26 protein-coding genes are annotated in these 25,015 nt (G+C 67.4%); 17 read left to right on the top strand and 9 right to left on the bottom strand.

The window, feature by feature from the left end; genetic code table 11:
- Positions 1–22 precede the first annotated feature (22 nt).
- From EOE66_RS08955 to EOE66_RS08920, 8 genes are all read left to right on the top strand, one after another.
- The gene (locus EOE66_RS08955) at positions 23–577 is read left to right on the top strand and encodes a hypothetical protein (RefSeq protein WP_128228368.1); all 555 of its coding nucleotides are present in this window, start codon (positions 23–25) and stop codon (positions 575–577) included.
- A complete protein-coding gene (locus EOE66_RS08950; protein ID WP_128228367.1) occupies positions 574–1,686 on the top strand; it encodes an efflux RND transporter periplasmic adaptor subunit in 1,113 nt (370 codons plus the stop codon). Before EOE66_RS08955 ends, EOE66_RS08950 begins: the two co-directional genes overlap by 4 nt.
- A gap of 1 nt (position 1,687) precedes the next feature.
- Positions 1,688–4,807: an efflux RND transporter permease subunit gene (locus tag EOE66_RS08945; RefSeq protein WP_128228366.1), complete on the top strand. Its 3,120-nt coding sequence runs from the start codon at positions 1,688–1,690 to the stop codon at positions 4,805–4,807.
- Positions 4,808–4,854: 47 nt separating this feature from the next.
- The gene (locus tag EOE66_RS08940; protein ID WP_128228365.1) at positions 4,855–5,232 is read left to right on the top strand and encodes a hypothetical protein; all 378 of its coding nucleotides are present in this window, start codon (positions 4,855–4,857) and stop codon (positions 5,230–5,232) included.
- Between the two features lie 13 nt (positions 5,233–5,245).
- The gene (locus EOE66_RS08935) at positions 5,246–5,809 is read left to right on the top strand and encodes a hypothetical protein (RefSeq protein ID WP_128228364.1); all 564 of its coding nucleotides are present in this window, start codon (positions 5,246–5,248) and stop codon (positions 5,807–5,809) included.
- Between the two features lie 31 nt (positions 5,810–5,840).
- Complete coding sequence (locus tag EOE66_RS08930) at positions 5,841–6,896, top strand: DMT family transporter (protein WP_310733102.1); 1,056 nt, start codon at positions 5,841–5,843, stop codon at positions 6,894–6,896.
- A 26-nt stretch (positions 6,897–6,922) separates the two neighbouring features.
- A complete protein-coding gene (locus EOE66_RS08925; protein ID WP_128228362.1) occupies positions 6,923–7,630 on the top strand; it encodes a Crp/Fnr family transcriptional regulator in 708 nt (235 codons plus the stop codon).
- Positions 7,631–7,703: 73 nt separating this feature from the next.
- Entirely contained in the window at positions 7,704–8,201 is a 498-nt protein-coding gene (locus EOE66_RS08920; protein WP_245478972.1) for a hypothetical protein, read from the top strand.
- Between the two features lie 112 nt (positions 8,202–8,313).
- Here the strand turns inward: EOE66_RS08920 and EOE66_RS08915 are convergent, their stop codons facing one another.
- The 5 genes from EOE66_RS08915 to EOE66_RS08895 all read right to left on the bottom strand — a co-directional run bounded on the left by EOE66_RS08915 (position 8,314) and on the right by EOE66_RS08895 (position 11,940).
- A complete protein-coding gene (locus tag EOE66_RS08915) occupies positions 8,314–9,207 on the bottom strand; it encodes an energy transducer TonB (protein WP_245478971.1) in 894 nt (297 codons plus the stop codon).
- A gap of 98 nt (positions 9,208–9,305) precedes the next feature.
- Positions 9,306–9,764: a rhodanese-like domain-containing protein gene (locus tag EOE66_RS08910; protein WP_128228360.1), complete on the bottom strand. Its 459-nt coding sequence runs from the start codon at positions 9,762–9,764 to the stop codon at positions 9,306–9,308.
- Between the two features lie 52 nt (positions 9,765–9,816).
- Entirely contained in the window at positions 9,817–10,878 is a 1,062-nt protein-coding gene (locus tag EOE66_RS08905) for a beta-N-acetylglucosaminidase domain-containing protein (RefSeq protein WP_128228359.1), read from the bottom strand.
- A gap of 18 nt (positions 10,879–10,896) precedes the next feature.
- Positions 10,897–11,247 (bottom strand): DsrE/DsrF/TusD sulfur relay family protein, encoded by a 351-nt coding sequence (locus EOE66_RS08900; RefSeq protein WP_128228358.1) that lies wholly within the window; start codon positions 11,245–11,247, stop codon positions 10,897–10,899.
- Between the two features lie 30 nt (positions 11,248–11,277).
- The gene (locus tag EOE66_RS08895) at positions 11,278–11,940 is read right to left on the bottom strand and encodes an ArsR/SmtB family transcription factor (protein WP_128228357.1); all 663 of its coding nucleotides are present in this window, start codon (positions 11,938–11,940) and stop codon (positions 11,278–11,280) included.
- Positions 11,941–12,017: 77 nt separating this feature from the next.
- Here EOE66_RS08895 and EOE66_RS08890 point away from each other — a divergent pair, with 77 nt between their 5' ends.
- The 5 genes from EOE66_RS08890 (at position 12,018) to EOE66_RS08870 (ending at position 16,613) form a co-directional block, all read left to right on the top strand.
- On the top strand, positions 12,018–12,893 hold the full coding sequence (locus tag EOE66_RS08890; protein ID WP_128228356.1) for a sterol desaturase family protein: 876 nt from the start codon (positions 12,018–12,020) through the stop codon (positions 12,891–12,893).
- Positions 12,890–13,861, top strand: coding sequence for a VTT domain-containing protein (locus tag EOE66_RS08885; protein WP_205702669.1), 972 nt, complete (start codon positions 12,890–12,892; stop codon positions 13,859–13,861). Before EOE66_RS08890 ends, EOE66_RS08885 begins: the two co-directional genes overlap by 4 nt.
- Positions 13,862–13,874: 13 nt before the next feature.
- Positions 13,875–14,636, top strand: a complete 762-nt coding sequence (locus EOE66_RS08880; protein ID WP_164885049.1) for a DUF1499 domain-containing protein — start codon at positions 13,875–13,877, stop codon at positions 14,634–14,636.
- A complete protein-coding gene (locus tag EOE66_RS08875; protein WP_128228354.1) occupies positions 14,633–15,775 on the top strand; it encodes a cysteine desulfurase family protein in 1,143 nt (380 codons plus the stop codon). Before EOE66_RS08880 ends, EOE66_RS08875 begins: the two co-directional genes overlap by 4 nt.
- A gap of 214 nt (positions 15,776–15,989) precedes the next feature.
- Positions 15,990–16,613, top strand: a complete 624-nt coding sequence (locus EOE66_RS08870) for a tyrosine-type recombinase/integrase (RefSeq protein ID WP_128228353.1) — start codon at positions 15,990–15,992, stop codon at positions 16,611–16,613.
- Positions 16,614–16,958: 345 nt separating this feature from the next.
- On the opposite strand, the gene EOE66_RS08865 is transcribed toward EOE66_RS08870, so the two are convergent.
- From EOE66_RS08865 to EOE66_RS08855, 3 genes are all read right to left on the bottom strand, one after another.
- Positions 16,959–17,375 (bottom strand): tellurite resistance TerB family protein, encoded by a 417-nt coding sequence (locus tag EOE66_RS08865; protein ID WP_128228352.1) that lies wholly within the window; start codon positions 17,373–17,375, stop codon positions 16,959–16,961.
- A 32-nt stretch (positions 17,376–17,407) separates the two neighbouring features.
- Positions 17,408–17,680, bottom strand: coding sequence for a TFIIB-type zinc ribbon-containing protein (locus EOE66_RS08860; RefSeq protein ID WP_128228351.1), 273 nt, complete (start codon positions 17,678–17,680; stop codon positions 17,408–17,410).
- A gap of 124 nt (positions 17,681–17,804) precedes the next feature.
- Entirely contained in the window at positions 17,805–18,146 is a 342-nt protein-coding gene (locus tag EOE66_RS08855) for an HPF/RaiA family ribosome-associated protein (protein WP_128228350.1), read from the bottom strand.
- Positions 18,147–18,348: 202 nt separating this feature from the next.
- Here EOE66_RS08855 and EOE66_RS08850 point away from each other — a divergent pair, with 202 nt between their 5' ends.
- From EOE66_RS08850 to corA, 4 genes are all read left to right on the top strand, one after another.
- On the top strand, positions 18,349–19,437 hold the full coding sequence (locus EOE66_RS08850; protein WP_128228349.1) for a DUF3616 domain-containing protein: 1,089 nt from the start codon (positions 18,349–18,351) through the stop codon (positions 19,435–19,437).
- 16 nt (positions 19,438–19,453) lie between these two features.
- Complete coding sequence (locus EOE66_RS08845) at positions 19,454–20,434, top strand: diacylglycerol/lipid kinase family protein (protein ID WP_245478970.1); 981 nt, start codon at positions 19,454–19,456, stop codon at positions 20,432–20,434.
- Positions 20,431–21,240 carry a metallophosphoesterase family protein gene (locus tag EOE66_RS08840; protein WP_128228347.1) on the top strand — a complete coding sequence of 270 codons (810 nt, stop codon included), beginning with the start codon at positions 20,431–20,433 and terminating at the stop codon, positions 21,238–21,240. The genes EOE66_RS08845 and EOE66_RS08840 overlap by 4 nt, the downstream gene beginning before the upstream one ends.
- A gap of 168 nt (positions 21,241–21,408) precedes the next feature.
- Positions 21,409–22,374 (top strand): magnesium/cobalt transporter CorA, encoded by a 966-nt coding sequence (gene corA / locus EOE66_RS08835; protein WP_128228346.1) that lies wholly within the window; start codon positions 21,409–21,411, stop codon positions 22,372–22,374.
- Positions 22,375–22,420: 46 nt separating this feature from the next.
- Here the strand turns inward: corA and secD are convergent, their stop codons facing one another.
- On the bottom strand, positions 22,421–24,985 hold the full coding sequence (gene secD / locus EOE66_RS08830) for a protein translocase subunit SecD (RefSeq protein WP_128228345.1): 2,565 nt from the start codon (positions 24,983–24,985) through the stop codon (positions 22,421–22,423).
- Positions 24,986–25,015: the final 30 nt, after the last annotated feature.

Genomic DNA, 25,015 nt, shown 5'->3' with positions numbered 1-25,015 from the left:
CGAATCTTCCAGGACATCCCCCATGAACTTTCCGATTCTCCCGGCCGCGCTGTTTGCTGCGGCCATCCTTGTTGCATCCCCCGCCTGGGCCGGCCCAGGCCACGACCACGGTGACGCGGCGCCCGCAGCCGTCGGCCAGGCGCTGCCGCGCTTCTCGGCCGTGTCCGAGACCTTCGAACTCGTCGGCGTGCTCAGCGGCAAGCAGATCACGCTGTACCTGGATCGCTTCGCCGACAACAGCCCCGTGCGCGGCGCGCAGATCGAGCTCGAGATCGGCGGGGCCAAGTTCAAGGCTGAGAAGCTTGGCGTCGATGAATACGAGGTCGTGCTGCCCGAGGCACCCAAGGTCGGCGTTTTGCCGGTGACCGCTACGGTGACCGCCGGCAATGAAGCCGACCTGCTGGCCGGTGAACTCGACATCCACGAGGAATCTCACGTCGACGAGGCCGCGCACACGCATTCCTGGACAGAGTACGCGGGGTGGGCGGTAGCCGGCATCGCCGCACTAGGTCTTCTCGGTTGGGGCGGACGCCGTGTGATCCATGCGCGCAGCGTTCGTACGGGAGCTGCAGCATGAAGCGCACCCTGATCGCCTCCAGCCTGGGGCTGCTGATCGCCCTGACAGGACTGCGCCCTGCCTACGCCGGCCCGGGCCACGACCATGGTGACGCCCCTGCCGCGCCCAGCGCCAACGGACCGCAGCGACAGCCCGATGGCAGCGTCTTCCTGCCCAAGCCCGCACAGCGGCAGCTGAGTGTGCGCACTGTCGTCACCGAAGCGGCAGAACTGCCCCGCACCGTGGAACTGAACGCCAAGGTGCAGATGGACCCGAATGCCGGTGGCAAGGTGCAGCCGCTGAACGCAGGCCGCATCGAACCCGGGCCGCGTGGCCTGCCCAACCCCGGGCAGATGGTGCGCAAGGGCGAGGTGCTGGCCTACGTCGTGCCTTCGGCGGCGCCCATCGAGCGCTCCAACCAGGCGGCCCAGCTCGCGGAGCTGCGCGCCGCCAAGGCCCTGGCCGACAAGCGCATTTCGCGCCTGCAGGAACTGGCCGACACCGTGCCGCGCAAAGAGATCGAAGCAGCCGAGAGCGAAGCCGCCAGCCTGTCGGCGCGTATCGCCGCGGTAGGTGGTGGTCTGTCCACGCGCGAGGCGCTTGTGGCGCCCGTGTCGGGCGTGATCGCCTCGGCCAACGTCGTGGCCGGCCAGGTGGTGGATGCACGCGAACTCATCTTCGAGATCGTCGACCCCTCACGCCTGCGCATCGAGGCATTGGCCTTCGATGCCGCCATCGCTTCCAGCATAGGTACCGCGACGATGGCCCTGGGCAATCAGCGAGTGCCGCTGACCTTCATCGGCGCCTCGCGCAGCCTGCGTGAGCAGGCGCTGCCGCTGGCCTTCCGCGCCCAGGGTGCCGCACTCAATCAGCTGGCCGTGGGCCAGCCGGTGCGCGTGTTCGTGCAGACGAAAGACAAGGTCAAGGGCATCCCGGTGCCAGTAGCCTCGCTGATGAAAAACCCAGCCAACCAGACGGTGGTCTGGGTGAAGACGGCGCCGGAACGCTTCGAACCCCGAACCGTCACCACCGAGCCGCTGGACGGTGTCAACGCCGCAGTCACCTCCGGGCTCGAACCCGGTGACCGCGTCGCGACACAAGGCGCCACCTTGATCAACCAGGTGCGCTGACATGTTCAAGTGGCTACTCGAAAGCAGCCTGGCCAACAGGCTGCTGGTACTGATCGCGGCCGTCGTGCTGATGGTCTATGGCGCGTTCACGCTGACGCGCACGCCGGTGGACGTGTTCCCCGATCTCAACAAGCCCACGGTCACGATCATGACCGAGGCGGGCGGCATGGCCGCCGAAGAGGTGGAGCAGCTGATCACCTTCCCGCTGGAGACGACGATGAACGGCCTGCCGGGCGTGGAGAGCGTGCGCTCCACCTCGTCGGCCGGCCTGTCGTTCCTGTACGTCACCTTCGACTGGAGCGTGGACATTTATCGGGCGCGGCAGCTTGTTGCCGAGCGCTTGTCGGCCATGGAAGAAGGTCTGCCCGAAGGCTTGGTGCCACGGATGGGACCCATTAGCTCGATCATGGGCGAGATCATGCAGATCGCGATTCCCGTCGACGAGAAGAAGATCAGCCCGATGGCCGTGCGCGAGTACGCCGACTGGGTGCTGCGGCCCCGGCTGCTGGCGGTGCCCGGCGTCGCGCAGGTCATCCCGATCGGTGGTGAGGTGCGGCAGTTCCAGGTGCAGCCGAACACGGCCCGCATGGCCGAACTCGGCATCACGCACGACCAGCTGGAGGCGGCGCTGCGCGGCTTCTCGGCCAACACCTCCGGCGGCTTTCTTGAGCTCAACGGGCGCGAGTACCTCATCCGCCACCTGGGCCGCACCTCGCGGCTGGAGGACCTTAGCAACCTGGCCGTGGGCAGCAACCGTGGGCAACCCATCCTGCTGCGGCAGATCGCCGAGGTGACATTCGCCGCGGCCATCAAGCGCGGCGAGGGCGGCTTCGAAGGCAAGCCGGCGGTCATCCTGGGCATCCAGAAGCAGCCCACCGCCGACACCATCGCGCTCACGCGCACCATCGAAGACGCGCTCACGGGGCTGAAGGCCTCACTGCCCGCGGGCATGGAAGCACCGCGGGTGACGTTCCGGCAGGCCAGCTTCATCGAGGCCTCGATCACCACGCTGCAAGGCAAGCTGATTGGCGCGTCGATCTTCGTCGCGGTGATCCTGTTCTTCTTCCTCGGCACGGTCCGGCCCACCGTGATCGCGCTGACGGCGATCCCGGTGTCGATCTTCATCACCGCGCTGGTCTTCCGCTACTTCGGCCTGTCGATCAACACGATGACGCTGGGTGGCCTGGCAATCGCCATCGGCGGCCTGGTGGACGACGCCGTGGTGGATGTGGAGAACATCCTGCGCCGGCTGAAAGAGGACCGGGCGCGCCACCCACAGCACCGCCTGCACCCCCTTCAGCTGGTGGCCAAGGCCTCGATGGAGGTGCGTTCGGGCATCCTGTACGCCACGGTGATCATCGTCCTGGTGTTCCTGCCGCTGTTTGCGCTACCGGGCATCGAGGGGCGGCTGTTCGTGCCGCTGGGCGTGGCCTTCATCGCCTCGACGCTGGCTTCGCTGCTGGTGTCGGTGACGGTGACGCCGGTGCTCAGCTACTACCTGCTGCCCCGCCTGAAGACGCTGGACCACGGCGACACACGAGCCCTGGCCTGGCTGAAGCGGCACTACCGTGGCGGCCTGCAGGCGGTGCTGAACCGCCCCAAGGCTGCCCTGGCAGCCGCTGGCCTGGCGGTGCTGGCGGCGGGCGCTGCCGTGCCCTTCTTCCCCACCACCTTCCTGCCGCCCTTCAACGAAGGCACTTTGCTGGTGGGCATTCGCCTGAATCCTGGGGTCACGCTCACCGAGAGTTCGGCATTGGCGCGGCAGGCCGAGGTGCTGATCTCGCAGGTACCGGAGGTCACACACGTCGGCCGGCGCAGCGGCCGGGCCGAACTCGACGAACACGCCGAGGGCGTACACGTCAGCGAGCTCGATGTCGGCATCGTTCCAGCCGAGCAGCTGGCGCGCACCATGGACGAGGTACGGGCCGACATCCGCAGTCGGCTGGTCAACCTGCCCGCGGCCATCGAGGTCGGCCAACCGATCTCGCACCGCATCGACCACATGCTCTCGGGTGTGCGCTCGCAGATCGCGATCAAGATCTACGGCGAAGACCTGGACGCCCTGCGCGGCCAGGCCGATGCACTGCGTGCGAAGCTGGCCACCATTCCGGGGATCGCTGACCTGCAGATCGAGAAGCAGGTGCTCGCGCCGCAGATCAAGGTGCGCGTGGACTATGCGGCGGCGGCACAGTACGGCGTGCCGGCGCCGCAGATCCTGGCCACGCTGCAGGGCCTGGTGGAAGGTGAGCGCGTGGCGCAGATCATCGAGGGCAACCGCCGCTTTGCGCTGGTGGTGCGGCTGCCGGAGTCGGCGCGTTCGATCGAGGGTTTGAGCCAGATCCTCATCGAGACCCCCAGCGGGCGGATCCCGCTGTCGAAGGTGGCCAGCATCGAGGACAGTGACGGCCCCAACCAGATCAGCCGCGACGATGGCAAGCGGCGCATCGTGCTGTCGGCCAACGCGTCAGGCCGGCCGCTGTCGGAGATCGTGGCCGACATCCGCAAGGTGGCCGCCGAGACCAAGCTGCCCGAGGGCATGTTCATCACGCTGGGCGGCCAGTTCCAGGCGCAGGAAGAAGCCTCGCGCCTGATCGGGCTGCTGTCCATCGTGTCGCTGACGCTGATGTTCGTGGTGCTCTACACGCGCTACCAGAGCGCCGTGCTGTCGGCGCTGATCATGGTGAACATCCCGTTGGCCCTGGTGGGCGCGGTGATCGGGCTGTGGTTGTCGGGCCAGCCGCTCAGCGTCGCGGCCATGGTCGGCTTCGTCACGCTGGCCGGCATCTCAGTGCGCAACGGCATCCTGAAGGTCAGCCACTACATCAACCTGATGCGCTTCGAGGGCGAGAACTTCGACCAGAAGATGATCATGCGCGGCTCGCTGGAGCGGCTGAGCCCGGTGCTGATGACGGCGCTGGTCACGGCCTTTGCGCTGGCACCGCTGCTGTTCGAGGCCGAACGTCCCGGCACCGAGGTGCTGCACCCGGTGGCCGTGGTGATCTTCTCCGGGCTCATCAGCTCGACCCTGCTCGACACCTTCCTCACGCCCGCCATGTTCTGGCTGTTCGGCCGCAAGCCGGCAGGCAAGCTCATGGATGCCAAGGACATCGAGGCGTTGTGAGCGCGATCTCAATCATTCCCCGTTCCCACTCCACTGAAAGGAAACCCATGAAAGCCAAGTTCTACGCTGCCGCCGCGATCGCCCTTGTCCTGGCCAGCACTGCCCACGCCGGAGGCGCGCACGACCACAGCCCCAAGCATGGCGGCGTGGTCACCGAGTCCAAGGACATGGACTACGAATTGGTCGCCAAGCCAACCGTCATCCAGCTGCACCTGCGCGACCATGGCAAGTCGGCCGACGTGTCCAAGGCCAGCGCCAAGCTGACGTTGCTCAGCGGAACCGAGAAGCAGGAGGTCGAACTCAAGCCAGCCGGTGACAAGCTGGAGGCCAAGGGCACCTTCAAGGTGGGCCCTGGCACCAAGGCGGTCGCCATCGTCACGATCGCCGGCAAGCCGTCCGGAACCGTGCGGTTTGCGCTGAAGTAGGGCGAGCTCGACCATGAGCAAAGCTCAACTCCCCCAGCGCAGGACCCTGCTGATCGGCTTGGCCGCCGTCGGCCTCGTGCCCTTGGCCGGCTGCATGACGAAGCCCCTTCGCCCGGTCAACGCTGACGGCACCTACTGCTATCGCATCGGCAAGAGCTACCGCCCCAAACTGACCTGCACACCGACGGCGGTTCCGACCGATGCCGTCGAAGCCGCTGTCAAACGCTTCGAGGCCGACCCGGCGTCACTGACCGTGTACGTGCTGCGCCGCCGCTGGGCGGATGCCAGCATGGTCGTGCCCGTGACGGTGGACGGCGCGGGCAGCATGGCAACCATTCCAGAGTCTTTGGCGCGCCTGCGCCTGAAGCCGGGCGAACACCGCCTGTCGGCACAGTGGGAGGCTCGGACCGTGGACATCAATGTCCAGGGACGAGCCGGTGACCTGCGCGTCGTCGAACTCGTGGGTTCCGGTTGGGCCTGGGGAACGAGCTTCAGTTGGGAGGCCGTTCAGGCCGATGAGGTCAAATCACGAGCGCAAGCCTCGAAGCTCGTGGCCGATCTCGACCTTCGGCGATAACGCGAATCGCATCCCGACACCTGACGCCAACGTGACCCCGACGATCCGAAGCTCCTTGGTCCATCCCGGGGTCGCCGCCGCGCTGGCGGCGGCGGCCCTGTTTGGCGCCGGCACGCCGATGGCCAAGCAGCTGCTGGGCACCGTGGATCCCTGGCTGCTCGCGGGACTGTTGTACCTGGGCTCCGGCATCGGCCTGGCGCTGTGGCGCCTTCTCACCCGCGCTGAACCTGTGAAGTTGCCGGCCGATCAACGGGTCTGGCTCGCCGGCGCGGTGTTCGCGGGCGGGGTCCTGGGCCCGCTGCTGCTGATGTTTGGCTTGTCCCGCATGCCAGCGTCGGGGGCATCCCTGCTGCTGAATGCGGAGGGCGTGTTCACGGCCTTGCTGGCGTGGTTTGTCTTCAAGGAGAACTTCGACCGGCGCATTGCACTCGGCATGGTGGCCATCGTCGCCGGCGCGCTGGTGTTGAGCTGGCCCGGCGAGGCGCGCATCGGTGAGGCCTGGCCCGCACTGGCCGTGCTGGGGGCCTGTGCGGCCTGGGCGGTCGACAACAACCTGACCCGCAAGGTGGCGCTCGCCGACGCGACGTGGGTTGCGTCGATCAAAGGGCTGGTCGCGGGCAGCGTGAACCTGGCACTGGGACTGGCCATCGGAGCATCCCTGCCGCCAGCCCCCTGGCTGGCCGGCGCATTGCTCCTCGGACTCGGGGCCTATGGCGTCAGCCTGACCTTGTTCGTCGTGGCGCTGCGGCACCTCGGCACAGCGCGCACGGGAGCGTACTTCTCGGTGGCGCCCTTCTTCGGCGCAGCGCTCGCGGTGGCCTGGCTCGGCGAGCCGGTCACGCCGGCTCTGCTGGTGGCGGGCGCTTTGATGGCCGCAGGCGTGTGGCTTCATCTGACCGAGCGGCATGCCCACGCGCACGCCCACCAGGCCGAGGAGCACGACCATGAGCACGAACACGATGTGCACCACCAACATGAGCATGCAGAAGGCCCCGTGGCTGGCCGCCATTCGCACCCGCATCGCCACGAGCCCTTGACCCACACGCACGAGCACTTTCCTGACGCGCACCATCGGCACAGCCACTGAAGCTGCCGGCGAGCTAACCTCGGCTCGTGAAGCGCAAGAACATCGTCATCGTTACGCCCGCGCTGGCGGGCACCGACCGTGGCAGCGAGAAACCGCACGGGCTCGACGGCATGACCGCGTCCCGACACCCCAGCTTTCCGAGTGCCCTGCTGCCTTGCGTTTCTCGTCTCGACCTGCAGCCGGCGCAGCCCGTCTTCCGGGCAGGCACGCCGCCGCGGTACATCCACTTCGTCGAGGAAGGCGCCGTACGCCTGGTCCGGCACGGCCGCCAGGGCGAGGAGGTGGTGCTGCACGACGCCCGCCCCGGCGAGTTCCTGGCCGAAGCCTCGCTCGACAGCGCGCGCTACCACTGCGACGCGGTCGCGTCGCAGCCCAGTGTGGTCCTGCGCGCCGCGAAGGCCGACTTCCAGCGGCTGCTGGTGGACGACGCGGACTTCGCGCACCTCTGGATGGCGTTGCTGGCCGCGCAACTTCGCACGGCGAGAGCCCGCATTGAGCGGCTCTCGCTGCGCAGCGCCGAGGAACGCATCCGGCACCTGCTGCTCTCCGAGGGCCGCGGAGCGCAGTGCGAGCTGGAGATCATGGGCTCGCTCAAGGACCTGGCGCGCAGGCTGGGCCTGACGCACGAATCGCTGTACCGGACCCTGGCCCGGATGCAGAAAGACGGGGTCATCGACCGTGACGGCTCGTGGCTGCGCCTGGCGAAGGACGGTGATTCCCGTCGTATGACTTGAATCATATGCAGCGTGGGTGCCACCCCGGCAACATGCAGCCATGAATCGTCAGCATCCCGCGCCTTTGACGCGCATGAAGTTCTTCGCTGCCGCCATGGCGGCCATCCTGGCCGGCTGTGCCGCGCCTTCGGGCGACCCGGCGGCACACGTCCACCAGCCGGGCCCGGCCGTTGCAGACCACGCAGCAGTTGCACCGTCTGACGATCCGCGTGTCATGGTCCGGTTCCCCGAGATGATGCGCACGCATACCCTGGCCAACATGCGTGACCACCTGCTGGCGTTGGCCGAGATCCAGGACCACCTGGCTCGCGGCGCCTTTGACAAGGCGAGCGACATCGCCGAACAGCGACTGGGCATGTCGTCGCTCAGTCTGCACGGCGCGCACGACGTGGCGAAGTTCATGCCGCAGGGCATGCAGGCTGCCGGTACGGCCATGCACCGCAGCGCCAGCCAGTTCGCCATCGTGGCCAAGGATGCGTCGGTGACCGGAGATCTCAAGGGCAGCCTCGCCGCGCTGGCCAGGGTGACGCAGACCTGCGTGGCCTGTCACGCGGCTTATCGCATTCAGTAGGGGTGCTTCTTCATCGACATCGGCGCTGACCCTTCGCGCACGGTGATGCGGTCAGGCTGCGGTCATGGACCCGTCAGGCTAGACGGCCACGGCGTGAAGTCACGTCGAACGCTCATCGCCCAAGTTTGCTGGAGCCCCAGCCCCATTGGTCCATCAGGCGCTGGTCACGTGCGCTTTCCGCCTCGATCGAATCGCGCGGCAGTTGCTTGAGGCAATCCTCCAGCGTCTGGGGATCGGGCTTCTCGGGCGGATCGGCCTGGACCTGCACGCGTGCTGATTTGCCATCCCAGGCGAACGGATTGGTGAACACCGGCGGGTCGGGCAGACAGTCGTCCTTGTAGAGCGGCGGGCCGTCCGAGGCAAACGGCGAGAACGAGATGGTCTTCTCGAAGATCAAGGGCCGGCCGGTCGGTGTGGGGGGCCATCGCGGCATGCTGCCGACCGCCTGGCGGGCGAGTCGCTCGGCGGCAGCCGATGTCGACCACAGCGTGTCGAGCCTGGCCAGGCTGCCATCGGGCGCGATTTCCACCCGGAACCTGACCATGCCTTGGTCGGGCCCCTCGACCACCGTACCCATCATGCTGCGGACCTGCTGCCCCCAGGCGTAGCGGTAGCCCTTGCTGTTCTTCAGCTTGTACGTGGAGGCGAAGGCCCATTCTTCTGCCGTCGGCGCTGGCGGCGCAGCCATGGATGCAGGTTCGCTGGGTGCGGCGGGCCCTACTGGCGAGCCGACTTCTGGCACCGGGATGGGGGCAGGTGGAAAGGCGGGCGCATCTGCCACGACGGTCGTATGGTCGGGTTCCGGCGCTGACTTCTCGGGCTCGGGCGGCTGGAGGACCAGCAACGTGATCGTCCGCTCGCGTGGCGGCAGGTCAGGCCTGTCCTTGAGCGCACCAAGGTGCGTGGAGGCCAGCATGAAAACCACCGCGTGTAGGGCCAGCGAAGTGGTCAGGCCGACGACGGACCTGACGCCGGCGTAGGGCACGGCAGGAGTGCGCAGGGCCAAGGTCGCTCCTGGCCCTACTGGGGATCGTGCCGGTGCAGTGCGATCTGGGCCAACCCGGGAGCCAGAAAACGCGAGGGCTGCAGAAGAAGGCCCACCCGTCAGCTCTTCTTGCCCGCACGCGAATAAGCTTCCACGCCGCCGCGTGCCTTCCATTCGTTGAAGCCGCCGTACAGCAGGCGGACGTTCTCGAATCCGTCCATGCGCAGCGCCATCGCCACCTGGGCCGCGAACGAACTGGTGTTGCAGTAGACGAGGATCGTCTTGTCCTTGGGCAGCTTGGTGCGCTGCGCAAAGACCTGCCACCATTCGATGTTCGCGGCGCCAGGCACGTGCTCCTTCGTGAACTGGGCCGCATCGCGCACGTCGAGCACGTAGAACTTCTTGTAGTCCTCGGCCGGGATCTGCTCGGGCAGGATGGTGCCGGCGTTGGCGTCCACGAAGTCGAAGTAGCCCTCCAGCGAGTTGAGGGTGGCCTTGTCGGCCTGGGCCTGGGCTGCCATGGGCAGGCAGGCGGCACAAGCCAGCGCCAGGGTCAGTGCGATTCGAAGTCGGGACATGGGGGTTTCCAGGGTTTGCAGCTCTTTGGTCTGTGACGGTGACGGCTGGCGGTCAGGCCTCCTCGACCCAGCCGTCCACCGTGTCGGCCCGATCGAGCCAGCGCACCACCTCGGCCGCCACGGGATGGCTCAAGGCGAGATAGCGCTGGCGCAGTCGCAGGCGGTCGTCGCCCAACTTGTCGATGCCCCGGTCCTGCAGGGCATGCAGGTCTTCCTCGAGCATGGCCGCGAGGTCGGCGCCTGCCAGGGTGCGCGCGGCGTCGCGGAAGGCGTGCATGTAGGCGTAGGCCGGACCGTCACGGTAGCTGGCCGCCAGCGTGGCAGCGGGAATCAGGCTCAGATGCGGCTGCAGCGCCGGGTTGATGGCATGCGCCGCGATGTGCGACCTGATCGCACTCGAGCGCCCCGTGAAACCGCGCAGGTGCAGGAAGCGCGACATCTGCGGTCCGTCGTTGACCGGGTAGTTGTCCCACAGCGTCGGCTTGCGCCGCAGCGATTCGGCCACGCGTGTCAGGTGGCCGGCGCCGAATTCGCGGGCGCAGATCTCTTCGCCCGTCCAGTAGACGCCGACGCGCGGATCGAGCCGGCGCCCGAGCTCATCCAGATAACCCGCAGGGCGCTCGCCGAAGACGACATCCAGCATCCTGTCGTCGCTGTAGTAGGTCGGGCACATCAGGACCCGGCTGGCGCGGGTGGTGGCCATCGCGGCGTGCACGATCTCGGCTTCGCGCGCGGCCAGGTCAGGCACGTCGCCCCGTGTGTCGTCGAAGAGGATCGCGAGATCATCGATGCCGATCTCATCGAGTGCCCGGAGCTTGGCGGCGAAGTCCGCCTTCGCGGCACCGGTGTAGTCGCGGTACAGCTCGTAAGGGCTGAGCCCGATGCCGAAGCGCATGCCCAGGCTGCGGCAATGCGCCGAGAGGTCGGCCTGCTGCGCGAAGGCGGCCGGCGGATGCGGTTCGCGCCAGCGTCGGCGCAGGAAGGCATCCGCCTTCGGCGCGTGGTGGAACCATGCGTAGCCCAGTTCGCGCAGCTGTGTCAGCACGCGCTTGCGATCTTCGTGGGCCCACGGCCTGCCGAAGTAGCCCTCGATGACACCCAGCTCTGGAAGCATGTGCCCGGCCTTCATGGTCTAGAAGACCAGCACCTTGTCGGCTTCGATGGTCCAGTCGGCCAGCTGCGCCAGGGTGCTGCGCCGGGCGCCTTCGATGACCTCGTCCTCGCGCAGGCCGCGCGCATCCATGCAGGTGCCGCACAGCGCCACTTCGCCTTTGCGCAGCACCTTGCCGAGCATGAGCTGCACGTTGTAGTAGCCCTCGGGCACCTTCTGGCCACCCTTGGCGCAGGCCACGGCGTCGGCCATCAGGAACAGCCTGACCTGCTGGTCGTCCTTGCCTGCCACTGCGGCTGCCAGGCGCAGGGCGTTGTAGGCCCGCTCGCTCCCATAGGGCGCGTCATTGAGGATGAACAGGGTGGAGGCCATGGTGGTTCCCTGGTTGTTCAGAGGTTTGCGTCAGGCGCCTTGGACCGGCAGGCCCGCCGCCTGCCATTCGCTGACGCCATCGAAGGTCTTGCGGGCGCGGTAGCCGCGTGCCTGCAGCAGCTTCACCGCTTCGTCGGACATCAGGCAGAACGGGCCGCGGCAATAGGCGACGATCTCGACGTCACGCGGCAGTTCGGCCAGACGCTGCGCCAACTCAGGCAGCGGCATCGATCGCGCGTAGGGCAGGTGCGCCGTGTCGAATTCCTCCTGCGGCCGCACGTCGAGCACGAGCACCTCGCCGCGCTTGGCCTGTGCCAGCAGCTCCTTGCGACCGACGCTGGCCAGCCGATCGGGCTCGGCCATCATCTGCTGCAGCGCCAGGCGCAGTTCCAGCAGGTGCTCTTCGGCCACCTGGCGCAGCGTCACGCCGAGGTGCGCCACGTCCTTGCCGCTCAGCCGGTAGACCATGCGCTTGCCCTCGCGCCGGCTTTGCACGAGCCGGGCTTCCTTCAGCGCCTTCAGGTGCGCACTGGCGAGCTTGACGTCGATGCCGACCTCAGCGGCCACGGACTCCACCGCCTTCTCGCCCTGGGCCAGCATCTCCAGCATCTCCAGCCGCTTCGGGCTGGCCAGAGCCTTGCCCACGCGGGCGACCTGTTCGTACAGAAGGTCCTTGAGCGTTCGGTTGTTCATAATGTACATTCTAACGGTCGTTGGTATGAAAGGTAAAGCCTGTCTGCCACTTCAGCCCCGGCCTCCTGGAGACAGCCATGGATCTCGAACAATTCGTCCTTGCCCATGAACCAGCCATCCGGCTGGGCTTCTTCGTGGGTGTCTTCGCGATCGTGGCGCTGTGGGAGTTGGCCGCACCGCGCCGCGCGCTGACGGTGTCCAAGGCCTTGCGCTGGGGCAGCAATCTCGGCTTGGTGGTGCTCAACACCGTGCTGCTGCGGCTCATATTCCCGCTGGCGGCGGTTGGCGTGGCCGCGTTCGGCCTAGCCAACGGCTGGGGCCTGCTCAACCACTTCGAGGTGCCTTTCTGGCTGGCCGTGCCGCTGGCGGTGATTGCGATGGACTTCGTCATCTGGCTCCAGCATGTGATGGTGCACGCCGTGCCGGCGCTGTGGCGGCTGCACCAGGTGCACCACGCCGACCTGGACTATGACCTGACCACCGGTGCACGCTTCCACCCGATCGAGATCGCACTGTCGATGCTGATCAAGTTCGCCACCGTCACCGTGCTCGGCCCGCCGGTGCTGGCCGTGGTGATCTTCGAGGTGCTGCTCAACGCCACGGCGATGTTCAACCACGGCAATATCCGCCTGCCGGCCGGGGTGGACCGCGTGCTGAGGTGGTTCGTCGTCACGCCGGACATGCACCGCGTGCACCACTCGGTCGAGGACGACGAGACCAACTCGAACTTCGGATTCAACCTGCCGTGGTGGGACCGGCTGTTCGGCACCTACCGCGCCCAACCGCGCGCCGGGCATGACGCCATCGTCATCGGCATCCATGGCCACACCGACCCGCGCGAAGTGGCGCGCCTGGACGGCATGCTGCTGATGCCGTTCAAGGGCAAGGTCGACGGCTACGCCATCAACCGTCGCCATTGGTCGGACGAAACGTCGGGCGAAGGCGCCTCGTGACGAACAAGTCGGTCATGCGCTGGGTGCTGGGCCTGGCACTGGTGCTGGCCATCGCCTTCGCGCTGGCCTGGCGTGATCGCTTCGATGCGGCAGCGCTGCAGGCCTGGGTCGAAGGTGCCGGGGCGGCGGGGCCGGTCGTGTTCATCGGCCTCTACGCCGTGGCCACGGTGCTGTTCCTCCCGGGAGCCGTCCTCACGCTGGCCGGCGGTACCTTGTTCGGGCCGCTCTGGGGAACGCTGTGGAACCTGACCGGGGCGACCTTGGGCGCCGCATTGGCCTTCCTCATCGCTCGCCACCTCGGCGCGGACTGGGTGGCGCGTCGCGCCGGCCCGCGCCTGCAACGGCTGAACGAGGGTGTGGCATCCGAAGGCTGGCGCTTCGTCGCCTTCGTGCGCTTGGTACCCCTGTTTCCCTTCAACCTGCTGAACTACGCGCTGGGTCTGACCCGCATTTCGTTCGTCACGTACCTGCTGTCCACCTGGGTCTTCATGCTGCCCGGCGCGTTCGCCTACACCTGGCTCGGTCATGCCGGGCGTGAGGCGCTGTCGGGTGGCGATGGTTTGGTGCGCAACGTCACCATCGCCGTATCACTGCTGGCTGCCGTGGCCTTGTTGCCGAGGCTGGTGCGCCAGCTCCGGGCAAAGCCGATGCTGGACGTGCTCGACTTGAAGTGCGAACTCGAGGCGGGTGAGGGTGTGCTCCTCCTGGACGTGCGCACAGTAGCCGAGTTCACGGGCGACTTGGGGCATATCGCGCAAGCCCGCAACTTGACGCTGGAGGAACTGCCCGAGTGCTTAGTGGAGTTCGAGAGCCGAAAGCAACGACCTGTCCGCTTGATCTGCCGCACCGATCGGCGTTCGGCACAGGCAGCGCGTTTGCTCGCCGAAGCCGGCTTCAGCGACGCCCAGGTCATCCGGGGCGGGATGACTGCCTGGCGCGCCCATGGATGGGCCGTCGTGAACGCCTGAAATGCACAGTGCGATGAAAGCCGAAGCGATGCCGAAATCGACCAAACCCTTGTCCAGGCCCGCATCGTGGGGCTTGATCCTCGGCCTCGCAGCGATCACCACCATCGTGGCATCCGGCATCGGCTATCGGCTCGGCTGGTGGCCCTTCACGCGCGGCCTGCAGGTCTCCGAGTGGGCGACCTATGGTGCCGGCGTCGCGCTCGTCCTGTCCGGGATCGGCCTGATCCAGGCCCGTCCGCGTGCGGTACGGCGCGGACGGGCCATTGCCGTCCTCGGGCTGCTGGTGGCGCTGTTGCCGCTGGGAATGGCGCTGCAGTGGGAATATGCCAGCCGCACCACGCCGCCCATCAACGACATCAGCACCGACACGGCGGATGCTCCGGTGTTCTGGGACATGCCCAACCCGACCGACTACCCTGGCGGGAAGTCGGCCGCTTTACAGCGTGCAGCCTATCCCGACGTGGTCCCGTTGAAGCTCGGTCTGACGCCAGAGCAGGCCTTTGCGCAGGCCTTGTCGGTCGCCCAGGAGAAGGGCTGGACCGTCGTCGCCAGCGTGCCAGCCGAGGGCCGCATCGAAGCGACCAGCAGCAGCCTGCTATATGGTTTCATCGACGAGGTGATCGTGAGGGTGAAGACCGCAGACGGGGGTGCGCTGGTGGACGTGCGTTCCCGGTCACGGCTCGGTCGCATCGACCGGGGTGTGAACGCCAAGCGCATCCGCGACTACATGGCTTCGCTGCAGGCACGCGCGACGGCCAACAAGCCCCAACCATGAGTGATCCGATCTACCTCGACCACAACGCCACCACGCCGGTGGCGCCGGAAGTGCTCGATGCGATGCTGCCGTGGTTGCGTGGTGAGTACGGCAATCCGTCCAGCGCCCACCCCTACGGCCAGCGCGCCGCGCAAGCAATGGCCGCGGCTCGGGGCCAGGTGGCCGGACTCATAGGCGCAGCCGCGCAGGAAATCGTCTTCACCGGCTGCGCCACCGAGGCCAACAACCTGGCGCTGCTGGGCGTGGCACGCGCACTCGGTGTCGAGAAGCGCCACCTGGTGGTCAGCGCGGTCGAACACCCGGCGGTCATGGCGCCGGCCATGCACCTTCGCAGCCTAGGGTGGGACGTCACCGTGCTGCCTGTCGACGCCTTCGGACGCGTGTCGGTCGATGACGTCGGCCGCGCGCTGAGGCCCGACACGGCCCTGGTGTCGGTGATGCACGCGAACAACGAGGTGGGCACGCTCCAGCCTGTGGCCGCGATTGCGGCGCTGACACGCCCGCGCGGCATCCTGTTGCACACCGACGCCGCACAGTCGGCCGGCAAGCTGCGCGTCGACGTCGATGAACTTGGCGTCGATCTGCTCACCCTGGCCGGGCACAAGTTCAACGCCCCCAAGGGCGTCGGCGCCTTGTACGCGCGCGCCGGCACGCCGATCCGCGCCGTCATGCACGGGGCCGACCAGGAGCATGGCCTGCGACCGGGCACCGAAAACGTGGCCTTGATCGTCGCGCTGGGCGCTGCTGCTGCGCTCGCCTCGGCGTCGCTGCCCGATCTGACCCCGAAGTTGCTCGCCCTGCGTGACCGGTTGCATGCGAGGCTCGGTGCCGGCGTACCCGGCCTGCAGCTCAATGGCCATCCACAGCACCGGCTGCCGAACACCTTGCACGTCTCCTTCCCCGGCGTCAGCGGCCGCGCCCTGCTGGCCGATGCCGCAGCCACGTTGGCGGCATCGGTCGGCTCGGCTTGCCACTCCGAGCATGACGCGGTCAGCGGCGTGCTGGCCGCCATGGGCATCGACACCGCGCGCGCCCTCGGTGCGGTGCGCTTGTCGGTGGGACGCACGACCCGGGTCGATGACATCGACCGCGCCGTGGCAGCGCTCGTTTCAGCCTGGTCTGGCTTGGCCAGAGCCTGACTGCGGCTGCCAGCCGGCAGGCCGATGCCAACCGACGGGCTGCTATCGAGCGGCAACCCGATAGTCGGCTCGTGGCCGGGAGTGTGAGTAGCTGCCTGAGCCAGTAAGCGGTCCATCGGCCCGGTCCACGATGGGGTTAGGGTTGACCCAGGGCAAGGGACCCGATGGAGAGTCGGCGCATCTTGTGTGGCCCTCAACTCGATGGGAGACCATCATGGGCAACACAGGCATCAACGCTATTCGCGAGCCGTGGAACAAGGGCAAGATCATCGGGCAGAAGGCCCCGTTCAAGCTCAAAGACATCTGGGCGCTGCGCGTTCGCTTTCAGATGGAGCACCGGGTGCGGGAGCTCGCGCTGTTCAACCTGGGCATCGACAGCAAGCTGCGTGGGTGTGATCTTGTCGCCTTGAAGGTCCGAGATGTTTGTCATGGGGATCAGGTTGCCACGCGCGCCATCGTCCTGCAGCACAAGACCCAGCGCCCGGTCCAGTTCGAGATCACGCCGGCCACCCGGGATGCCTTACAAGAGTGGATCAAGCAGGCTGGCTTGAAGTCGGATGACTTCATCTTCCCCAGCCGGCTCCACGACTCACCGCACCTCGGCACACGCCAGTACGCCCGGATCCTCGGGCACTGGGTCGACGAACTGGGCCTGGACCGCGCCGACTACGGGACGCACTCGATGCGCAGGACGAAGGCGACGCTGATCTACCGACGCACCAAGAACCTGCGCGCCGTGCAGCTGCTGCTGGGCCATTCCAAGCTGGAGTCGACAGTCCGATACCTCGGGATCGAGGTTGATGACGCGCTCGAGATCTCTGAGCAAACAGAGATCTGATCCAGCAGACCGCTGGCCACCCGCGCAACGCGGACGTGGCCAGCTGCGAGTGGCTGCTATCTGGTGTGCAGCCAGACTCACGCAGTCGGCCACAAGCGGCCGGTCGCCCAGCGCTCTCAGTTTCGGACGAGACAAGGCCTCAGATGACTGCTTTGCGGCGATGAGGCTGGACCGCTCGCCGGCCCGACTCGGCCAAGAGCGAACATGGCAATCATGTCCCCACAGCGGATGTTCAATGCACTCTTGCCCTCTGGTCCAGACTAGTCCCGGGGCAATCAGATCTGCTTGGTACAGAAGACGCCCAGACCTATCCGCGCCATGGAGTGCCTCTGCAATGAGAGTTGATCAGTCTTGGTGGCTCGACCGAAGCATCTCATGGTGAAGTCCCCAGTGCTCGACCGCAGCAACGAGCACGAATGATTCGCCGTCGTCGACTCGGGTATCGACTTCGGCGAGTTCGACACACAGCCGCAGCAACTTCAGCCGCAGCGCGGGGTCCTGGATCTCGCCCATCAGGTCTGCCAGCGTGCGCTCGTCGACCGGGCAGGCGTCGGCCCACTTCAACTGGCCGCTCGACAAGAGGTCTTCGCAGAAGGTGTCCAGCAGGGCAAGCAGCTCATGCCGAGCCAGGCCCAACCGCTCGTGTACGGCCAGCCGGTCGAGCCACTGCAGCTCGGCGTCACCGATGTCGCCATCGGCGACCACGGTCAATGCGAGGATGCGGGCGGCTGCCTGCGGGCTGTTGGTGGGATAGCTGCGCATGATGGGTGCTCCGTGAGTGGCTCGTTCCGGGTTCAGTCAAAGAAGTTGCCCAGCCAGGACTTCTTGCGGTGGCCGTGCGCACCTCGACCATGCTCGTAGTCTGAGTCCACGAACCCGGGCTGAGAGCGGGTGGCCGCGCTGTCCGCCGAAGTCGTGGCCGGGGCCATCGTTGCCGAGCGCTCGATCAGCTTGTCGAGTTCGCCCCGGTCCAGCCACACGCCGCGGCATTGCGGGCAGTAGTCGATCTCGACGCCCTGGCGGTCGCTCATCACGAGCGCGGTGTCGGTGCAGGTCGGGCACTTCATGGTGAATTCCTGGTGAGTGTCAATCTTCGGAACGGCAGAAGCCGAACAGGCTGGTCACGCCGGTGAACGGTTTGAGGACAGAGACATGCAGACGGACGGTGACCAGGCCTGCTGTCCCTGCTCTTCAGCGCTCGACGCCGATGAGGCGCTGGCGCATGCGACGCGAGTCGCTCCCGCGCCGCCACAGACGCATGAGGAACCGTGCTGCGCGGGCCAGCGCGTTGTCCAGCGCGGTCCGCCAGTCACCGGCCACGGAGGCGACGACCACCGATCCGGATCCGTCCGTCCGGAGTTCCACTTGGCAACGCTTGTCGATGCCACCACGCGGGCCGTTCACGTCAGTCATCTGCACTTCGGCGCGCGGCACCAGCCAACCCAGTCGCCGCAGCGCGAAGCGAACGCGGCGCTCGGTCAGGTCACGCAGTTCGGTGGCCTGGGGGTGTCGGGACTTGAAGAGCACTTGCATCACGGATCTCCATCGGTTGCTGGACACATCGAATCTGGGGCTGGGGTCGGTTCTGTAAAAGCAGAACTGGGAGAACATCAACATCGGAAAAGCCTGAACGCAGCGCATCGGTTCTGCCCCAGACTGCTGGGTTTGGCGACCGTGGCGCGCAGCGCGTCGCAACGCGCACCCCGTCCTGCCATGTCTCATGCGGAGAAACGCCATGCCCAATGCACGAACCGCGAACGCCGTCCGCCTGGAGTTCGCCGCCGAATCGCTGGTCCGGTCCAACCTCTCGGGAGCTGCCTTCAGCGGCGAGTGGCTCTGGGTTGCCGGCGACGAAGCCTGCGGTCTGGACCGCCTGCGCCGTCTCGACCCCGTGGGACGCGAGGTTTTGCGCTTCGGTGAGGTGCGTGACTTTCCGCTCGCCGACCTGCTGGATCTGCCAGGCGCGGCCGACGAAGAGGCCGATCTGGAAGGCATGGCCGTTGCCGACGGCTTTCTCTGGGTGGTGGGATCGCATGGCCTGAAGCGCAAGAACGCCAAGCCCGAGCGCAGCCACGCCGACAACGCCAGGCGGCTGGCCAAGGTGGCGCTGGACGGCAACCGGCGCCTGCTGGCCTGCCTGCCGATCGAGCCTGACGCCCAGGGCGCCCCTTGCCTGGTGCGCCGTGCCCAGGACGGCCGCAAGGCGCTGCGCCTGAAGGGGGACGCCCAGTCCAACCTGCTCACCCGCGCCCTGGCCGACGACCCCCACTTCGGCCCCTACATGGCCATTCCTGGCAAGGACAACGGCTTCGACATCGAGGGACTGGCCGTGGACGGCCGCCGGCTGCTGCTGGGCCTTCGCGGCCCGGTGCTGCGGGGCTGGTCGGCGCTGCTCGAGATCCAGATTGAGGCCCGCGCCGACGACTTGCGCCTGGTGCCGCTGGACGACAGCGGCACGCTGATCCGCAAGCACTTCCTACAGCTCGACGGCCTGGGCATCCGGGATCTGCACTTCTCTGGCGACGACCTGTTCATCCTGGCCGGCCCGACGATGGTGCTGAACGGTGACATCCGCGTCTTCAAGTGGCATGGGGCCCGGCCAGCGCTCGCCGCCAACCGCGAACCGGTGCGCTTCGAGGAGGCCTTGACCGAGTCGGTGCCCCTGCCGCATGGTCGCGGCGTCAACCGGGCCGAGGCCATCTGCCAGTTGCCGCCGGCGCTGTCGGGCGGCAAGACGAGCTGGCTAGTCCTGTATGACGCACCGGGTCCCGAGCGCCGGGACGGCGAACACGCCGTGTTCGGTGACCTGCTGCGCCGCGACTGACCGCCGTCTTCGCGAATTGTCTGTCCCTGCCATGTGGGGTGCTCACAGCATCGATCCTTCGGCACCGCTGCAGTTCGTCATCAACGCGGCCTCCGGCAGCAGCGATGCGGACACGAAGCGCGAAAGCATCGAGGCGGCGCTGCAGGCCGAGGGTCGCCGCGGCGACCTGCACTTCTGCGCGCCGCAAGAGCTGGCGCGGGTGGCACACGAGAAGGCGCAACGGGCCTTGTCCGCCCACACCGCCGTGGTGGCGGTCGGCGGTGACGGTACGCTGAACACAGTGGCACAGGCCGCACACGCTACGGGCTGCGCCATGGGCGTGGTGCCCCAGGGCACCTTCAACTACTTTGCCCGCACCCACGGCATTCCGGTCGACCCGACCGAGGCGGTCAGCCAGCTGCTTCGCTCGACGCCCGTTCCGGTGCAGGTGGCCGGCATCAATGACCACCTGTTCCTCGTCAACGCCAGCCTCGGGCTGTACCCGGATCTGCTGGAAGACCGCGAGGCCTACAAGGCCCGCTTCGGGCGCAGCCGCTGGGTGGCGTTCGTGGCCGCCTGCGCGACGCTGTTGCGCTCGCAACGCAAGTTGCGCGTCCACATCGAGATGGGTGGCACGGTGCGCGACGTGCAAACCTTGACGCTCTTCGTCGGCAACAACCGGCTGCAACTGCAGCAGCTCGGTGCCGAGCCGGAGGACACGGTGGCCGGCACGCCTGGCGACGGCAGCATGGCTGCCCTGATGCTGCGGCCCATCGGCACGCTGCCGATGATCGGGCTGATGCTGCACGGGGCGATGGGCCGTCTCGGCGAGGCGGCCGGGGTGGAACGCTTCGAGTTCCAGCACATGGTGGTCAACCCGACGCTGACGCAAGGGCGCCGCGGGGTGAAGGTGGCCTTTGACGGCGAGGTGGCGACGCTGCGCGCACCGCTGGACTTCCGCGTGCTCGCCCAGCCGCTGTATCTGCTGGCGCCGCGGCGCGGGGAGACCGGGGGATGACCGTCCTGCTGCAAGTCTCCGACCCGCACTTCGGCACCGAGCGGCCGACCGTCGTCCACGCGCTGGCGGAATTGGCACGTCAGCAGCGGCCCGATCTGGTCGTGCTGTCCGGCGACATCACGCAGCGGGCCCGACCCGCGCAGTTCCGCGCCGCCCGTGCCTTCACCGACCGACTGGGCGTGCCCGTGCTGGCGGTGCCAGGCAATCACGACATCCCGCTCTTCGATCTGTGGACGCGCCTGCGCAGCCCCTACGCCCGCTATGCGGCCGCCTTCGGCACCGACCTCGAACCGGTGCGCCGTTCTCAGGACCTGCTGGTGGTGGGCGTGAACACCACGCGTGCCCGGCGCCACAAGGATGGAGAGATCTCCCCGCCGCAGATCGAGCGCGTGGCCGCGCTTCTCGAAGGCGCCACGGCGACTCAGCTTCGCGTCGTGGTGGTTCACCAGCCGATTGCCGTGACGCGCGATGACGACCTGCCCAACCGTCTGCACGGCCATGACGCTGCGCTGCATCGCTGGGCCGGGGCCGGCGCCGACCTGGTCATGGGCGGCCATATCCACCTGCCGTACGTCTTGGGACTGAAGGACCTGGCGCGGCCGATGTGGGCGGTGCAGGCCGGCACGGCCGTCTCGACCCGCGTCCGCCCAGGCGTTCCCAACTCGGTGAACCTGCTGCGCTGGGGACAGGACTCGACACTCGGCCTCTGCCAGATCGAGCAATGGGACTTTGCCGCCGGCGCCGGATCATTCGTCCGCAACACGGTGAGCGAGGTTAGGCCCGCAAGGGTAGGCATCCAAGGCTGAGCGCCCGCAGCGTACTCGGAACTCGAAGCCTGGCGCTGTTGGGGCATCCCGCGTGCGGGTTGAAGATGGCATGCACATCGCCTGCGTCGTCGTGCGCCAGTGTTGGCGGGCGTTGGCATCCGCGGCGGCATGGGAAGATTCTTCGATGAACACGAGGAGGACGTTCCGATGCTGATCAACTGCGTGGCCTACCAGGACGGCCGCAAGCTCGCCGACATTCCTGTCGAGGACATCGACGGATGGCTGCGCAAGCCGAACTGCTTCGTCTGGGTGGCCTTGCGCGATGCGACCGACGACGAACTGCGCCAGATGCAGCAGGAGTTCGATCTGCACGAACTGGCGGTCGAGGACGCCCGCCATGGTCACCAGCGGCCCAAGATCGAGGAGTACGGGGACACGCTGTTTGTCGTGATGAAGCTGCCGGAGATGCGCGACGGCGAGTTGGACAGCGGTGAGGTGGCCATCTTCGTCGGCCAGAACTTCGTACTCTCGGTGCGCAACAACAGCCAGCAGGGCTTCCTGGGCGTACGCGAGCGCTGCGAGCGCGAGCCCGACCACCTGAAGCAAGGCGCCGGCTTCGTGCTCTACGCCCTGATGGACGCCGTGGTCGACCGCTACTTCCCGATCCTGGACTCGCTGGAAACCGACCTTGAGAAGATCGAGAGCCAGATCTTCGATCGCGGCGCGGCCAAGTGGAACATCCAGCGGCTGTACGACCTGAAGCGCCGGGCCACCGTGCTGCGCCACGTGGTCGCGCCCCTGCTGGAGGTGGCCGGCAAGCTGCACGGCGGGCGTGTGCCGGCAGTGTGCTCGCGCAGCCAAGAATACTTCCGAGACGTGCACGACCACCTGGCGCGCATCAACGGCGCCATTGACGGCATCCGGGACACGATTGCCACCGCGATCCAGGTCAACCTGTCGATGGTGACGATCGAGGAGTCCGAGACCACGAAGAGGCTGGCGGCCTATGCCGCCATCTTCGCGGTGTCGACGGCACTGGCGGGGATCTGGGGCATGAACTTCGAGAACATGCCCGAGTTGAAGTGGAAGTACGGCTACGTGATGGCTCTGGCTGCCATTGCGGGTGCTGCCGGCGTGCTCTTCTGGCGGTTCAGGCGCGCAGGCTGGCTGTGATGTGACCAAACCCGCGCGCCCCGACCGAGATGCCCCCGCTGTATCGCTATGGGCTGACCGATCCACGTCCTTCGCCAACCGGCCGCGCCACGGCCGGATCCGCGGCCTCCGCAGGATCCGGAGCGAACATCGCGTGGCCGCGTCTCCCCCGCCAGTCGCCAAGGAACAGCAGGATGGGCGCCGCAATGAAGACCGACGAAGCCGCCGCGATGGCGATGCCAAAGGCCATCGGCACCGCGAAGCTGGCCAACGCCGGGCCGCCCCACACCGCCAACGGCAGCACTGCCAGGAAGGCCGTGACCGACGTGTAGAGGCTGCGCGTCAGCGTCTGGTTGATTGACAGGTCGATCACTTCGCGCAGCGGCCGCTTGCGCAGGCTGCGCAAGTTCTCGCGCATGCGGTCGTAGACCACCACCTTGTCGTTCACCGAGTAGCCCACCAGCGTCAGCAGCGCGGCGATGGCCGTCAGGCTGAAGTCCAGGCCGGTGACCGCGAAGACGCCCAGTGTGAGCACAACATCGAGCGCCAGCGTCAGGATGGCGCCCACCGCGAACGGCCATTCGAAACGCACCCAGATGTAGACCAACATCGCGAGCGTCGCCAGGATGACTGCGATCACCCCCGCCTGGGCCAGCTCGCCACTCACCTTCGGGCCGACCACCTCCGTGCGCTCGAAGCTGGCCTTCGGATCGACGGCCAGCATGGCCGCCTTGAGCTTCTCGACGGCGGCCGTCTGCTGCACCTCGCCGCCCGGCTGCCGCTCCACCCGCACGAGCAGGCGACCTTCGTCGCCCATGGTCTGCAGGGACACCTCTCCGAGGCCCAGTCCGTCGAGCTGCGCCCGATACCGGGGCAGGTGCGACAGGTCCTCGGGCGCGCTCGTGGCCACCTCCATCTGGATGCCGCCGCGGAAGTCGATGCCGAAGTTCAGGCCCGGCTTGAACAGCAGTGCCACGCTGCCGATCACCAGCAGCGCCGTCAGACCCAGCCCGGCCAGGCGCGCCCTCATGAACTTGAACTGCGTGCCGTCGGGCACGGGCCTGAAGCCGAAAAGGGGCTTGATCTGGATGGTCTTGAGCCTGCGGCGCCGCGCGATCGACAGCATCATGACCTTGACCACCGACACTGCGGTGAACATCGAGATCACGATGCCGAGTGCCATGGTGATGGCGAAGCCGCGCACCGGCCCCGAGCCGAACCAGAACAGCAGCAACGTGGCGATCAGCGCGGTAAGGTTGCTGTCCATCACGGTAGCGTAAGCGCGCCGGAAGCCAGCCTCGATGGCCAGCAGCGCGGATTTGCCCTTGAGCGCCTCCTCACGAATGCGCTCGTTGATCAGCACGTTCGCATCTACCGCCAGCCCGATCCCCAGCACGATGCCGGCGATACCCGGCAGCGTGAGGGTGGCCCCCAGCATGCTCATGCCCGCGATGGTGAGGATCACATTGAGTGCGAGGGCGACGTTGGCCACCAGGCCCCAGCCGCCGTAGAGCACGAACATGAAGAGAAACACCAGCACGAAGGCCGCGATGCCGGCGTAGACACCCTTCTGGATCACATCGCTGCCCAGGTCGGCACCGACACTGCGCTCCTCGATGACGGTCAGCTTGGCGGGCAGCGCCCCAGCCCGCAGCAGCGCCGACAGGGTGCCGGCCTCCTGCACCGTGAAGCTGCCTGATATCTGGCCGGAGCCACCGGTGATCGGTTCGCGGATCACTGGCGCACTCAGCACCTTGCCGTCGAGCACGATGGCAAACGGCCGGCCGACGTTGGCCTCGGTGATGGCGGCGAACTCACGGGCTCCCGTGCGGTCGAAGCGGAAGTTGACAACCGGCTCGCGCGTCTGCGGGTCGAATCCGGCGCTGGCGTCCGACAAGCGGTCGCCGCTCAAGGCCACGCTGTTGCGCACCGGGTAGCTGTCGCCCTGGCTGTCCTGCAGCGTGCGGATGCCATCAGGGCTGGACGAATCGCCCAGTAGGTGGAAGCTCATCTTGGCGGTCGAGCCCAGCAAGGCGCGCAGCTGCGCCGGATCCTGAAGGCCGGGCAGTTGCACCAGGATGCGGTCCGCCCCGACGCGCTGGATCGTCGGCTCGGACACGCCCACCTGGTCCACGCGCTGGCGGATCACCTCCAGGCTCTGTTCGACGGCGCGGCCCATGGACTGGAGCTGGCCATCCTCGGTGAGTGAAAGTTCGATGCCGTCAGTGCCTCTACGTGTGACCGCCAGGTCCTGCCGGGCTGTGCCAACTGGGTTGGACAAGGTCCTGAGCTGGTCGATCGCAACGTCCTGCTGCTCGGCCGAGCGCAGGGTGATCGTGAGGCCGCGCTCGCCGGTCTCGACGCTGCGCCAAGGGATGTCGTCTTCGCGCAGCAGGCGCCGGGCGTCCTCCGCCAGGGTGCGCACGCGCTCGCGGCGCAGCTCGCTGCCGTCGACTTCCAGCACGAGGTGCGATCCTCCGCGCAGATCGAGGCCAAGGGCGACGGGTTTGTCGGGCAATGCGCTGGGCCAGCGCTCGAGAACGGAGGCGGGGAGCACGTTCGGCAACGCGAACAGCAGACCCGCGACGATGATGGCCAGGTACATGGCCACCAGGTAAGGTGAGCTCTTCATGGAATGACCTTGACAGGCGTACGCAACCAT

Origin of the sequence: Rubrivivax rivuli, from assembly GCF_004016505.1 — a bacterium.
In the GTDB taxonomy this organism is placed as follows: Bacteria; Pseudomonadota; Gammaproteobacteria; order Burkholderiales; family Burkholderiaceae_C; genus Rubrivivax; species Rubrivivax rivuli.
Note: the sequence above shows the minus strand (reverse complement) of the source record. Positions and strands in the feature narration are given on the sequence as shown.

What these genes read in the sequence shown, in the direction of transcription:
- EOE66_RS08955 (WP_128228368.1), top strand. Translation starts at nt 23, where the DNA reads ATGAACTTTCCGATTCTCCCGGCCGCGCTGTTTGCTGCGGCCATCCTT.
- EOE66_RS08890 (WP_128228356.1), top strand. Translation starts at nt 12,018, where the DNA reads ATGGATCTCGAACAATTCGTCCTTGCCCATGAACCAGCCATCCGGCTG.
- corA (WP_128228346.1), top strand. Translation starts at nt 21,409, where the DNA reads ATGCTGATCAACTGCGTGGCCTACCAGGACGGCCGCAAGCTCGCCGAC.
- EOE66_RS08880 (WP_164885049.1), top strand. Translation starts at nt 13,875, where the DNA reads ATGAAAGCCGAAGCGATGCCGAAATCGACCAAACCCTTGTCCAGGCCC.
- secD (WP_128228345.1), bottom strand. Translation starts at nt 24,985, where the DNA reads ATGAAGAGCTCACCTTACCTGGTGGCCATGTACCTGGCCATCATCGTC.
- EOE66_RS08870 (WP_128228353.1), top strand. Translation starts at nt 15,990, where the DNA reads ATGGGCAACACAGGCATCAACGCTATTCGCGAGCCGTGGAACAAGGGC.
- EOE66_RS08895 (WP_128228357.1), bottom strand. Translation starts at nt 11,940, where the DNA reads ATGAACAACCGAACGCTCAAGGACCTTCTGTACGAACAGGTCGCCCGC.
- EOE66_RS08935 (WP_128228364.1), top strand. Translation starts at nt 5,246, where the DNA reads ATGAGCAAAGCTCAACTCCCCCAGCGCAGGACCCTGCTGATCGGCTTG.
- EOE66_RS08905 (WP_128228359.1), bottom strand. Translation starts at nt 10,878, where the DNA reads ATGCTTCCAGAGCTGGGTGTCATCGAGGGCTACTTCGGCAGGCCGTGG.
- EOE66_RS08840 (WP_128228347.1), top strand. Translation starts at nt 20,431, where the DNA reads ATGACCGTCCTGCTGCAAGTCTCCGACCCGCACTTCGGCACCGAGCGG.
- EOE66_RS08950 (WP_128228367.1), top strand. Translation starts at nt 574, where the DNA reads ATGAAGCGCACCCTGATCGCCTCCAGCCTGGGGCTGCTGATCGCCCTG.
- EOE66_RS08875 (WP_128228354.1), top strand. Translation starts at nt 14,633, where the DNA reads ATGAGTGATCCGATCTACCTCGACCACAACGCCACCACGCCGGTGGCG.
- EOE66_RS08945 (WP_128228366.1), top strand. Translation starts at nt 1,688, where the DNA reads ATGTTCAAGTGGCTACTCGAAAGCAGCCTGGCCAACAGGCTGCTGGTA.
- EOE66_RS08940 (WP_128228365.1), top strand. Translation starts at nt 4,855, where the DNA reads ATGAAAGCCAAGTTCTACGCTGCCGCCGCGATCGCCCTTGTCCTGGCC.
- EOE66_RS08920 (WP_245478972.1), top strand. Translation starts at nt 7,704, where the DNA reads ATGAAGTTCTTCGCTGCCGCCATGGCGGCCATCCTGGCCGGCTGTGCC.
- EOE66_RS08860 (WP_128228351.1), bottom strand. Translation starts at nt 17,680, where the DNA reads ATGAAGTGCCCGACCTGCACCGACACCGCGCTCGTGATGAGCGACCGC.
- EOE66_RS08865 (WP_128228352.1), bottom strand. Translation starts at nt 17,375, where the DNA reads ATGCGCAGCTATCCCACCAACAGCCCGCAGGCAGCCGCCCGCATCCTC.
- EOE66_RS08900 (WP_128228358.1), bottom strand. Translation starts at nt 11,247, where the DNA reads ATGGCCTCCACCCTGTTCATCCTCAATGACGCGCCCTATGGGAGCGAG.
- EOE66_RS08910 (WP_128228360.1), bottom strand. Translation starts at nt 9,764, where the DNA reads ATGTCCCGACTTCGAATCGCACTGACCCTGGCGCTGGCTTGTGCCGCC.
- EOE66_RS08850 (WP_128228349.1), top strand. Translation starts at nt 18,349, where the DNA reads ATGCCCAATGCACGAACCGCGAACGCCGTCCGCCTGGAGTTCGCCGCC.
- EOE66_RS08855 (WP_128228350.1), bottom strand. Translation starts at nt 18,146, where the DNA reads ATGCAAGTGCTCTTCAAGTCCCGACACCCCCAGGCCACCGAACTGCGT.